Here is an 11991-nt window from a genome sequence, read left to right on the forward strand (position 1 = left end):
CTGGAAGGGTTCCATCCAATTTATACATTCACAAGTGATGCCTCTTCTTTTGCTACTCCTTTGGCCATATATGTTGTCGCCACATAGCTTAAAGTCATACCAGGTCCAATTGTCGCTCCTGGTCCGGGATACGTTTCTCCCATAATAGACGCTGAACAATTGCCAGAAGCATATAAACCTTCAATTGGTTCACCATCTTTCTTAATCACCCGAGCATATTCGTCCACAACTAAACCACCTTTTGTACCAATATCTCCTGGATATAAACGCAATGCATAGAACGGGGCTTTCTTTATCTCTGCCAAATTTGGATTTGGTAATGTCGGGTCCCCATAGTAATTATCATAGGCGCTATCTCCTCGATAAAAATCATCATCATGACCGTTTCGTGCAAAGTCATTAAAACGATCTACCGTCGCTACTAGCCTCTCAGCTGGCACATCCATTTCTCTGGCAAGCTCTTCAATCGTCTCCGCACTTTTCACGATGCCATGATCATACCAACTTTTCGGGAAGGCTTGTCCTGGAAACAGCCCTGTAAAAATATAACGGCTTTTAGCAGAGGCATCAATCAATATCCAGGAAGGAACAGCCTGCTCTGTTGCTTCTTGATGCTTGTACACTTTCTCTACAAATTCATGGTAGGGTGCCGCTTCATTAACAAAACGTTGCCCTGTGCTATCCACTACCATCATATTCGGTACACCGCGATCTGCCACTAGGAAGAATGGTTGCCCTTGCGGATCAATAACAGAAGGCGCTCCCCACACTTTATCCATTAAATCTAACGTAGCGCCAATTTTCACGCCAGGTTCAATGATGTCGCCTGTCTGCCCTTCTGGTGAAGAAGTCCACGCAGCATTCGTTGGGCTAGGTAAATACTTTTCGCGGAGTGCCTGATTATGTGAAAAGCCACCTGATGAAAGAACAACACCCTTCTTTGCCTCAATGCGCTGCTCTTGCCCATCACGTTCCACAACGATGCCAATCACTCGTCCCTTGTCCATAATGAAATCTTTAAAGGCAGTTGATAGCCAAAGCTCGCCATTTGCCTCTGCAAGAGAGAGCCGTAAACGAGCCACTAAAGCCTCGCCTAAAGCTACTGGGTCACTCTTTGTCACCTTTGATTTTACTAAACGCGCCCCTAATTTCAGTGCAGTCGTTTTTCCTTGCAACGTTCGTGTAATCATATTCACCTTATGAAACTCGTAACTATTCATCGTAAAGCCTTTTGTTGATAGTGTTGCCCGACGCATAGTATTCGCTAAAGAACCCATTTTCGTTAAATCGAAAATCAGTGGTTCAATGGAACGTCCCTGTGACAAGCCACCGGGTTTTTCAGGATAATAATCCGAGTAGCCTTTTGCATACTGGAAGCGTATATGCTTAGTTTTATTGTATAAAAAGCGTAACATTTCAGGTCCTCTCGTAATATAAGCTTCCTTTAATGCTTCTGGCACACGATCACCGATTGTTGAATCTAAATATTGGCGTGCAAGCTCATGTGTATCTGGAACACCTGCGCCTTTAATGACATGATTATTCGGAATCCATAAGGCACCGCCTGAAATAGCAGAAGCACCGCCGTAGCGAGCTGTTTTTTCAATCACTAATGATTTCAATCCTTGTAATTTTGCTGTTAAACCTGCTGTCAATCCTGCTGCACCTGATCCTACTACAACTACATCATAACTTGCATCCCATTTCATTCAACCATTCCTCCCTATATGAGCTTAATCGATGAATCTGGTCTTTCTATTAAAAAGTATAAAATTAAACTAATATTCAGTCAATTGAATGAATTCGCTATTTTCCTACATTATGAAATTATCCACCGCTTTCTAGATACATTCTTGCAAGCATATTCATGTCCAATTAGCATATATTTGGAAAAATGACATTCAAGTTTATGATAGGGCGGAGGAACTTTACAGGTGAGTGCAATGATACTTGGCGGATTTCTATTTTTCAGTGTGAGCATTGGGGGTGCGATTGCCTGGATTTTCTCTAAGCTATTTCAGCATACGACACAGGGATTATCATTATTATGTGGGGGCTTTCTAGTAGGCATACTTGTGCTAGATATCATCCCTTCTTCATTTCAAATCTATCAATCATTCGGTATTATACTAGGCATTTTTATCGGTTATTTCATCTTTCAACTACTAGACACCTTATTTCATGCTTCACATACACAAAATCCATCGGTTTCTCTCCTAACTCTTGCTATGATTATCCATACAATCCCTATTAGTCTCACTGTTGGAAACTTACTTGGAAATGCTGCCTTAAGTATTTCTCTCACAGCCTCTATTATTCTTCACCATGTTCCAGAAGGCTTTGCTCTTTCAACCGCACTTATTTCTCAAGGGGAAAAGCTATGGAGACTTTTCATTTATTTCTTTATCTTCTCTATTTTCTTTAGTATCTTTATTTGGTTTGGACAATACTGGTCTTTACCGGAGAAAGCACAAGGGGTCTTAATGGGGATATCGATAGGATTAATTGCCACGGCTAGTATTTCTGAATTTATTTTGCATCAGCTACAGAAAGTCTCATTTAAATCATTTTTTATCTACCTCTTTTTAGGCTATTTCCTCAGCTATATTTTCCATATACTTGTGGAGTAAAAAAAAGGGTGTCTCTAATATAAAATGTACCCTATAAGATAGACACTTTCCAAAAGGTCATCTTATAGGGTATTTTTATTTATAATGAAGAAAAAAACGAGCGGTGGTAAATAGTATGACTAAAAATTTTTTTTCGGAACAACAACAGGCACAATTAAAATTAAATCCATACGTCAAATCAGTAAGCGCGAAAGCCATTACTTATACAGATGAATTTAAAGAATTTTTTATTGATGAATACGATAAAGGAAAATATCCAAGTGAAATTTTCCTTGAGGCGGGTTTTGACATTGAAGCCCTTGGTCCAGCGCGTATTCGGAGAGCTTCGAATCGTTGGCGCACAGCTTATAAAGAGCATGGGCTAACAGGTTTAGAAGATGCTAGAAAACATGCTTCAGGTCGCCCTTTAGAACGCGTATTAAGTATAGAAGAAAAATACGCCCGCTTAGAAGCGAAGATGAAATTGTTAGAAGCAGAAAACGAATTTTTAAAAAAGCTAGATCAACTCGAAAGGCAGCTGATAAGGAAGAAATCAAAATAAGTACTACACAAAAATTTGAGTTAATCCATCAAATTATTGAAAAATATCAATTAAAACGAATGGTACGATATCTTTGTGAAATGGCACATGTTTCACGCTCAGGCTACTATCGCTATTTTAGAGTAGAAGCTGTCTTAACTCGTCAAAAACAGAATGAAGAAGATGAAGTGGTGAAAGAAGTCATTTTAAAGGCCTTTCATTTCCGAGGACGAAAGAAAGGCGCACGTCAAATAAAAATGACACTAGAAAACCAATATGAAATTACGTACAACCTTAAGCGTATCCGTCGCATTATGAAAAAGTTTAATATTATCTGTCCCATTCGAAAAGCGAATCCAGCGCGTCGTATGGCAAAAGCAACGAAGGAACATCGTATATGCCCTAACAATTTACACCGCAACTTCAAGCAAGGTGTGGCAGGAAAAGTATTACTAACCGACATCACATATTTAATATATGGAGGCGGTAAACGTGCTTATTTATCAACGATAAAAGACGCCGAAACAAATGAAATTTTAGCTTATGAAGTATCTTCTACATTGAGTATAGAAATTGCGCTCAATACCTTACATAAATTGAAGAAACATCGCCATTTAAGGGAAGATGCCTTTATCCATTCGGATCAAGGTTTCCATTATACGAATCCAAAATTTCGAGCCTTAGTGAAGAAAATTGGCTTAGGACAGTCCATGTCACGTCGAGGAAACTGTTGGGATAATGCGCCACAAGAATCATTCTTTGGGCATTTTAAAGATGAAACAACTATTAGAGCATGTGAAACGTTAGAAGAAGTAAAGAAAGAAATTAAGAGTTATATGATTTACTACAATCATTATCGAGGGCAATGGAATTTAAAAAAGCTGCCGCCTGTAAAATACAGACAGCAGCTTCAAGAAGTTGCCTAACCTTTTTCAAAATGTCCTTTACAAAGGGTACACTTTATATTAGAGACATCCTTTTTCATTATTCTTCTTCACTTAGTAGCATTAAAGTAAGCGTTAAAATTTTAGAAACCTCTGCACGAGTCAGATTTCCTTTCGGGTTAAACTTCCCATTCGTGCCATTTAAAATTCCTAAATGCTGTAAGAGACCAATAGCTTCTACTGTTTCTTTACGCATTTGATTTTTATCTGTGAAAGTATTAGTTGTGCTCACTTGTGAAACATTAACTTCCATACTTTCTAAATATCTAGCCGTAATGTATGCCATTTCCTCGCGTGTAACAGGCTTTTTCGGCTCAAATTTTTCACCATTAAAAATATCAATTAAGCCATACTCTTCTAGAATCGCTACTTCCTTTGCACCCCAGAATCCATTCAGGTCCGTATAAGTAGCTGGTCCCTCATAATCTTCATTTACATTTAAGCCAGATGCTCGGAAAATAATGGCCGCTAATTCTCCTCTAGTTACTTGTCCATTCGGATTAAAAGTTGTGGCAGATGTACCCGTGATAATATCAGCTTGATATAGCAATTGGATATAGCTCTCAGCCCAATGACCAATGGCATCCTTAAAATAACCACCTGGCTTTAACTCAACATCTGCACGAGCAAATACTTGAACCATATCATTTAAATCCTCTGTGCTAACAGCTTCCCATTTCCCTGCTGTATAAACTTCACTCTTAAAACCATTGCCAGTTTGCGTAATTTTTATTTGAATCGCATTACCGAATAACTTTTTAAGCTCTTCGTAGTTTTCTTTAAATTCTTTTTCTCCCTCTGGATATAGGTTTGTACCATCCTTGTAGGATTGAAGAATCGACTCTAACGAAATTTTTACTGTAATACTATTTTTCGTTGTAACAATCGAGACTTCATCATTCTCAAAGCCTATTTTAGATAGCAATAGCATTTTATAAATATCTTGATAGGACATTGCCTGTAATTGACTAGTAGCTGCAACAGCCTGCTTTGGATGGATAATATTTGCCACATTTACAGTTTCCTGTGCCTGTGCCTGTCCACCAAATCCTCCTGTTAAACATGCAATACTTAGTGCACCAGCTAACATTACTTTTTTCATCGTTCTTCCTCCTTCAATTCATACACCAAGTGTACTAAAACAGGACTTAGTAAATCTATAAAAATATGTAAATAATTCAATAATTATAAGAAAGACCTATTTATTACATACTAAAATTTTACTACTTCCCTTTTTATTTCGGCATGTATTCAATTAAGCGACAAGGTAATTTTTTATTATTTCTAAAAAAATTTAATAATATTACCGCCTTATATTAATTACTAGCATGATTTTTATGTGTGTTTCTAGTCATAGATGCTATTGAAACCATCCGCCTCACATGTCCTAAATTTAACAACGACAAACATACAATAGAAAATCATGCTTACAGGAGGCTTCTTAATGGTTATCACCCCTGGTATTAAAGATTTACCCTATGTCACGCAAGTAAATGGTACGAAGTTTTTCACTTTGATTGCAGAAGAAATAACGTGGGAGCTTGTCGATGGAATCTTCATTCAGGCGTGGGGCTACAACGGTTCCACACCTGGGCCAACCATTCGTGTTTATCCGGGGGATCATATATGTATTCGTGTCATTAATCGACTACCTGAAAAAACTAGTGTACATTGGCACGGCTTACTTGTCCCGAACACAATGGATGGTGTTCCTCCCATTGAACCGTCACCTTTTATCGAGCCAGGGCATTATTTCGATTATCATTTTACAATTAAAAACCCTCCCGGAACATATATGTATCATTCGCATGTGAATGTCGCTGTGCAAGATAATGCTGGCCTTTTAGGCGGATTTATCGTTGAAGACCCATACTTACAAAACATTTCTCAGCACAAGGATTATCTATGCCTATTACAAGAATGGGCTGTCGATCAATTATCCTGGGGGAAGCTTACAAAAGGTACGTATCCTTTAAACTTTATTAAGCCTGAATTTAATTTCTTCACGATCAATGGCAAATGCTATCCTTTCACAAAGCCATTAGCCGTACATTTGGGTGATACTGTAAAAATTCGTTTTGGCAACATCCAAATGCATCACCATCCCATCCATTTACACGGTCACCAATTCCATGTCGTTGGGGCAGATGGTTTTCCTATCGCTAGCCACACACAAATTGCTAAAAACACCATTCTTGTTGCCTCTGGTGAAACATGGGATATAAGCTTTACGGCTAATAACCCTGGTATCTGGCCCATCCATTGCCATATGCCCCATCATGTTACAAACAATGGCGCACCTGGTATTGGGGGCATGTTTACTACAGTGAATTATCTTTAACATGGAGGACAGCTTAAAAGCTGTTCTTTTTAACGTTATATTTCTTTATTATTGGGTACATACTTGATAAGGAACATCACATAAATCTTTATATCTCTATAATATTAGAGTCTATCATTTGATTTTTATTGAAGGTTAGAAGTAGTATGGAATTGTAACGAAGGATTATCTACCTATCCACACTATTATATTAATGTAACAATTTCAAAGGAGGAATTTCGATGAATTATCAAAACATTACGGTTGCAGGTAGCGGTGTATTAGGAAGTCAAATTGCTTACCAATCTGCTTTCAAAGGTTTTAATGTAACCGTTTACGACATTAATGACGAGGCTCTAAGAAATGCACAGGATCGCATTACAAATTTAAAACCCTTGTATCAACAAGACCTAAGTGCAACACAAGAAGAAGTAGATGCTGCTTATGCACGTCTTACTTTTAATAGTGACTTAGCTCAAGCTGTTGCGAATGCAGACCTTGTAATTGAAGCAATTCCTGAGGTTGTGAGCATCAAAACTGAGTTTTACACAAATCTAGGCAAAGTAGCACCAGCAAAAACAATCTTTGCAACAAACTCGTCTACTTTATTACCTAGTCAATTTGCTGAGGCAACTGGACGCCCTGAGAAATTTTTAGCTCTCCACTTTGCAAATACTATTTGGAAAAACAATACAGCTGAAATTATGAAACACCCTGGTACAGATATGACAGTATTTGATGAGGTTGTAGAATTTGCACGTGCAATCGGCATGGTACCTCTACCATTATATAAAGAACAACCTGGCTATATTTTAAACTCATTGCTTGTGCCATTTTTAGATGCAGCTGAATCTTTGCTTGTAAAGGAAGTAGCTGATCCAGAAACGATTGATAAAACATGGATGATTGGTACTGGTGCTCCACTTGGGCCATTTGCTATCCTAGACATCGTCGGCATTAACACAGCCTATAACATTGTGGAAGCGAAAGCAAGTGCTACTGACGATGAAAACATGAAAAAATTAGCTAACCTATTAAAAACAGAGTACATTGAAAAAGGTAAGCTTGGTCGTGCAACTGGCGAAGGCTTCTACACATATCCAAACCCAAGCTTTGCTAAACCAGACTTCTTAAAAGGTTAATGCTTCAAAAGAGCAATTATCCCATTAAAAAGGAAAATTGCTCTTTTCTTTTGTTTCATGTAAAGAAATCCCAAAATCCAGGTGTGTCCTTAAATTCTTTTGTCGCCATTTTTTCAATAATTTTTAATTTGATCTCCTGTTCCAGATCCTCTCTTTCCTGATAACTTGTTTGATGAAGACACTGCTTAATTTTTGGCATGAAGTTCTCAATGATTATTAGCGTCTCCTCATTGTAGTTGTTTTCCATTGATTATCTCTCCCCTTTTTTAAGCATCTGCTGAAGTTTCTTTAATGCCTTTCGATGTAGATTGGATATATTTTGAGGTGATGTGTGTAATGTTTCTGCTATTACTTTAATCGTACAATCTTTGACATAAATCAGCTCTAAAATTTGAAGTTGCTTGCCCGTTAATGTTTTTAAAGCTTTAAAGAGCTGTTCGTTTTCAACCATGTCCAATAATCCTCCCTCAATTCTTACGTCTCCTCTAGTACACTCAGTCTCAAATAGGTCATTATCTACGATTAATAAGAAGCGGTTTTGCAATCTTCTCCTTTTTTTATCAAAATCCAAGCTGAAGAAATAAATTAAACTGCTGACATATGTTATTTTTCGAACCCTTATATAGTGAGTTTGAAAAATTTCATCAACCATTTTCCTATTACAATCGGTTGGATATAAAATGGCATTTTGAACCAAATAAAGATTTTTAGCATCAGCTAAAAAACTTCTAATAATTGGATTTTTAATCTGCTCTATATTCCTGCGAAAAAACGCCTCTATTTTTTGATACTCATTACACATTATTATCACTCCTATCTATCCGTCTTCTTGCTAAATAAAGTGAATATCCTCTCTCTATTATAAACCAAAAACAGAACAAATGTTCTATTTAAGATTAATTTATATTGATTTTATGGTGCAGCAATTCACTTTAGTCATTGTAAGGCACAACAATATTGAAGGAGGAAGATGTCATGATTACACCTGAAACGATTCAAATATGGGTTAGCTTAATTGGAAACTCTGGTTTCCCTATTGCCATTACCATCTATCTCTTTGTGCGATTCGAAAAGAAAATAGAGGTTTTAGAAGCGGTCATCTTGAGATTATTAGATAAAATGGAGCAATAATCAGCCTAAAAAAATTTACGGCAGCACTCTTTAAAAGGAATGCTGCCGTGTGACTTAACCGTGCAAATTCATACAATATATGTAAGAACAAATACTTTTTAGATGGGAGGGGATTTTATGAATCACAATAACATGCTGTCACCGAATATTGTCATGACCCTTTTTATCATGCTTGGCATTTCCTATAATTACTTTTACGATTCATTCGCCATTCAAATTGAATACTTAGGCAATCTAGGATTTTGGCTGACACTCCCCTTATCAATTATTATTATTGTGTTGAGTATATGGCTACTTAAAAAGAAAGTGTCCATTGTTAGCACTTTACTTATACTTGTTATGGCTGGTATTACTTTAGTCATTGCATTATTTTCATTGTTCCATTGGAGTTCACCATAAAAATTTATAGCCTTTGAAGGCTGACTTCAAAGGCATTTCTTTTTTTACTAGATGTACAGCACCATATAATCTTCATCAACATATTGCTGTCCTATTTTTAACGCACGCTTTTCTGTTCCAAACACCTGAAAGCCTAGCGATTTATATAGCCCTTTTGCTGAATCATTGGAAGACACAACCGTTAAATTGATCTGCTCAACGACCGCTAATACCTTTGCTTGATTAATGACGGCTAACATTAAATGTTTACCTAAGCCAAGCCCTCGCTTTTTTGGAGAAACATAAACGGCAAAAATGTTCGCTTTATGCTTTAGCTTCATTTTATTTTCCTGTACCAATGTCGCAACGCCCAGCAAATCATTCTGTTCAAATGCCCCGAATGTAAACGATTCCTGACCCTCGAGTCTACTTGCAAATAAGGCAAGCCCCATATCCTTTTCCTCTTCAAAGCTAGAACCAAATGCCTCCGGATTCATTTGTAGTCCCTCTAATCTCAAATGACGATATACCTCAGCATCTGCTGCTGTTAAAAGCCTAATTTCCATTCTTCCCCTCCTATAACACTTTTCATTTTTATCGACCCTAGCGAATAGCATTTGATGTATTTTTTCAAGAAAATGAAGGAGGTTAAAATAGATGTCTAGCAGTATCGCGAAACACACTCTTATACTGTCGGTGAACACTATTAGCAGTACAAGAAAAATACACTTTGTACTAAGTAATCAAGACATAGAGCAACCTTAACGAAACAATCGTTTTGCAAGAGTTCTTAAAAGATTTTGCTAGGCAAACCCAATGCATATTTTCAAGCTATACAGTTGCTGGTTATTTATAGAAGACATCATTTTCGTATAACACTAGGGATTTTTCAGGAGATTTGTTTTCTTATCAAGCATAACCTCTACTAAATAAGTGATATAGTATCAATTATTTACGGAAATGATTTTATTAAGCATAAAGGATAATTATATATGAAACACCTTACTTTTAGTGATTATAATCCGTTGTTGATAAAATAAACAAACCAAATTACATACATTAAAGAGAAAAAAAGATATATATTCAGAAAATTACGACATATTATATTGACACTGTGTCATTTTTAATTTAGTATATGCATAGATTCACCAGATTTTTTAGAAATGATAGAAAGAAGTTGATCTATGAAAGATGAAATTTACACAAAGGGGATGAAAGAATGGTTAAACATAACCACAGTATGGAAGACATTATGGAACGTGAGCAAGGTTTAAACAAGGGATTAAAGACAAATCAAATTACGATGATTGCCATTGGAGGTGCCATTGGGACAGGGTTATTTCTCGGCAGTAGCTTAGCCATCGGTCTAGCTGGTCCAAGTGTTATTGTGAGTTACGCTATAGGAGCTCTCATTGCACTATTACTAATGGGTTGTCTCGCAGAAATGACGGTTGCGCACCCTACAACTGGATCATTTGGTGCTTATGCTGAAAAATACGTAAATTCCTGGGCAGGATTTGCTATTCGGTATTCCTATTGGTTCTCATTAATCTGTTCAATTGGTACAGAGGTGACCGCTGTTGCCCTTTATATGCGGTATTGGTTCCCAAGTGTACCCAATGCTGTATGGATTATATTATTTGCTGCTATACTGCTTTATGTAAACGCTACCACAGTGAAATTATTTGGCGCTGTAGAATATTGGTTCTCCGTTATTAAAATCACTGCGATTGTCGGCTTTATTATTTTAGCTAGTATTGTTATTTTCGGGGCAGATAGCTCCTCCAATATTGGCATCCAAAACTACTTCAATGATGGCGGCTTTTTCCCACATGGTTTTTGGGGAATGTGGATGGGTATATTTATTTCATTATTTAGTTATCTAAGTATTGAAATGATTGCTGTAAGTGCTGGGGAAGCAGAGAACCCAAGGAAAGCTGTCCCAATTGCATTAAAATCAGCTGTGATTCGTTTAATTTTATTTTATATTGTAACACTTGTACTAATGCTGATGATTGTCCCTTGGGGAATGGCAGGTGCAGACAAGAGCCCATTCGTTAAAGTAATGGAAATATTAAATATTCCTGGTGGCGCATCCATGATGAACTTTGTTGTTCTAATCGCAGCGCTTTCGGCTATGAATAGCCAGCTTTATATTTCTACTCGTATGATGTTCTCACTTTCACGGGGTGGCTTTGCTCCGAAGCAATTGGGTAAGCTTAACAAAAGACAAGTTCCGACGAGGGCATTGCTCGCATCTGTTATCGGTATTATCATTGCTACAGCATTTTCGATTTTCAAGCCAGAATCAGCTTTATCGCTTATGATTTCAATTTCAAGCTTTGGCGCTATGTTTGCGTGGTTTATGATTTTCATTACGCATCTATTTTTCCGTAAAAAATACAAACCAATAGATGGAGAAAAACTACCTGTACGTATGATTGGTTATCCTTATTTAACCATTTTAGGAGCCGTTCTATTAGCTTCTGTCGTATTATCAACATGGTTCTCTCCTGATTTTAAAGCAACATTACTTGTCGGCTTCCCTTGGCTTATCTTCATTTCCATCTGCTATTATATTTGGAAACGAATAAACATAGCAAAAAATCGTGTCATCACAAATGATCTTGAGGAAGAGCAAGTAGAAACCATATAGCATAGTTGTTAAAGCGCTAAAACTAATAAGATACCTCCAAGACTGATAAAGGATAGGAAATTCTCTATCCGTCTTGGAGGTATTTTTCAGATGAATAAAATGGAAAAATAGCTCCTAGAAAACCAGATGTAAACTTGATCTTAATACTATTAGAAAGCAAAGCCATTCAGTTCAAAAAATCTATTGATCGTACACATAGCTAACAGCCAGATAAAGATGCTACTATATAAAAGGCCTGAGTTCCTATACTATACTGAACTCAGACCTTTT

The 11991-nt window shown here is 37.0% G+C and carries 13 protein-coding genes; 8 read left to right on the top strand and 5 right to left on the bottom strand.

The genetic code is table 11. The annotated features are described in order from the left end of the window. Window positions 1–20 precede the first annotated feature (20 nt). Window positions 21–1709 carry an FAD-dependent oxidoreductase gene (locus MKY46_RS18730; protein ID WP_036119590.1) on the bottom strand — a complete coding sequence of 563 codons (1689 nt, stop codon included), beginning with the start codon at window positions 1707–1709 and terminating at the stop codon, window positions 21–23. 234 nt (window positions 1710–1943) lie between these two features. Here MKY46_RS18730 and MKY46_RS18735 point away from each other — a divergent pair, with 234 nt between their 5' ends. The 3 genes from MKY46_RS18735 to MKY46_RS18745 all read left to right on the top strand — a co-directional run bounded on the left by MKY46_RS18735 (window position 1944) and on the right by MKY46_RS18745 (window position 4076). After that, window positions 1944–2630, top strand: coding sequence for a ZIP family metal transporter (locus tag MKY46_RS18735; RefSeq protein ID WP_230593770.1), 687 nt, complete (start codon window positions 1944–1946; stop codon window positions 2628–2630). Window positions 2631–2745: 115 nt separating this feature from the next. After that, window positions 2746–3171: an IS3 family transposase gene (locus MKY46_RS18740; protein ID WP_036126546.1), complete on the top strand. Its 426-nt coding sequence runs from the start codon at window positions 2746–2748 to the stop codon at window positions 3169–3171. Next, window positions 3114–4076, top strand: coding sequence for an IS3 family transposase (locus MKY46_RS18745; protein WP_230593935.1), 963 nt, complete (start codon window positions 3114–3116; stop codon window positions 4074–4076). Before MKY46_RS18740 ends, MKY46_RS18745 begins: the two co-directional genes overlap by 58 nt. 58 nt (window positions 4077–4134) lie before the next feature. Here the strand turns inward: MKY46_RS18745 and MKY46_RS18750 are convergent, their stop codons facing one another. Further along, window positions 4135–5196 (bottom strand): S-layer homology domain-containing protein, encoded by a 1062-nt coding sequence (locus MKY46_RS18750; protein ID WP_036122855.1) that lies wholly within the window; start codon window positions 5194–5196, stop codon window positions 4135–4137. Window positions 5197–5538: 342 nt separating this feature from the next. Here MKY46_RS18750 and MKY46_RS18755 point away from each other — a divergent pair, with 342 nt between their 5' ends. Both MKY46_RS18755 and MKY46_RS18760 read left to right on the top strand, forming a co-directional pair. Continuing rightward, window positions 5539–6435 carry a copper oxidase gene (locus MKY46_RS18755; RefSeq protein WP_036122857.1) on the top strand — a complete coding sequence of 299 codons (897 nt, stop codon included), beginning with the start codon at window positions 5539–5541 and terminating at the stop codon, window positions 6433–6435. A 221-nt stretch (window positions 6436–6656) separates the two neighbouring features. Continuing rightward, entirely contained in the window at window positions 6657–7556 is a 900-nt protein-coding gene (locus MKY46_RS18760; protein WP_036122861.1) for a 3-hydroxyacyl-CoA dehydrogenase, read from the top strand. Window positions 7557–7611: 55 nt separating this feature from the next. Here MKY46_RS18760 and MKY46_RS18765 read toward each other — a convergent pair whose 3' ends face one another. Together MKY46_RS18765 and MKY46_RS18770 are read right to left on the bottom strand one after the other, a co-directional pair. Next, window positions 7612–7803, bottom strand: a complete 192-nt coding sequence (locus tag MKY46_RS18765) for a hypothetical protein (protein WP_036122865.1) — start codon at window positions 7801–7803, stop codon at window positions 7612–7614. A gap of 3 nt (window positions 7804–7806) precedes the next feature. Continuing rightward, window positions 7807–8358 (bottom strand): sigma-70 family RNA polymerase sigma factor, encoded by a 552-nt coding sequence (locus tag MKY46_RS18770; RefSeq protein WP_036122868.1) that lies wholly within the window; start codon window positions 8356–8358, stop codon window positions 7807–7809. Window positions 8359–8531: 173 nt separating this feature from the next. Between MKY46_RS18770 and MKY46_RS18775 the strand changes: the two genes are divergently transcribed. Together MKY46_RS18775 and MKY46_RS18780 are read left to right on the top strand one after the other, a co-directional pair. Continuing rightward, window positions 8532–8687 (top strand): YvrJ family protein, encoded by a 156-nt coding sequence (locus tag MKY46_RS18775; RefSeq protein WP_080717074.1) that lies wholly within the window; start codon window positions 8532–8534, stop codon window positions 8685–8687. Window positions 8688–8804: 117 nt separating this feature from the next. Beyond that, window positions 8805–9086, top strand: coding sequence for a hypothetical protein (locus MKY46_RS18780; protein ID WP_230593837.1), 282 nt, complete (start codon window positions 8805–8807; stop codon window positions 9084–9086). Window positions 9087–9133: 47 nt separating this feature from the next. On the opposite strand, the gene MKY46_RS18785 is transcribed toward MKY46_RS18780, so the two are convergent. Further along, window positions 9134–9631 carry a GNAT family N-acetyltransferase gene (locus MKY46_RS18785; protein ID WP_036122871.1) on the bottom strand — a complete coding sequence of 166 codons (498 nt, stop codon included), beginning with the start codon at window positions 9629–9631 and terminating at the stop codon, window positions 9134–9136. Window positions 9632–10284: 653 nt separating this feature from the next. Between MKY46_RS18785 and MKY46_RS18790 the strand changes: the two genes are divergently transcribed. Then, window positions 10285–11721 carry an amino acid permease gene (locus tag MKY46_RS18790; RefSeq protein ID WP_036122875.1) on the top strand — a complete coding sequence of 479 codons (1437 nt, stop codon included), beginning with the start codon at window positions 10285–10287 and terminating at the stop codon, window positions 11719–11721. The last annotated feature ends 270 nt before the right edge of the window (window positions 11722–11991 follow it).

The organism is Lysinibacillus sp. FSL M8-0355 (genome assembly GCF_038008985.1).
GTDB lineage: Bacteria > Bacillota > Bacilli > Bacillales_A > Planococcaceae > Lysinibacillus > Lysinibacillus fusiformis_D.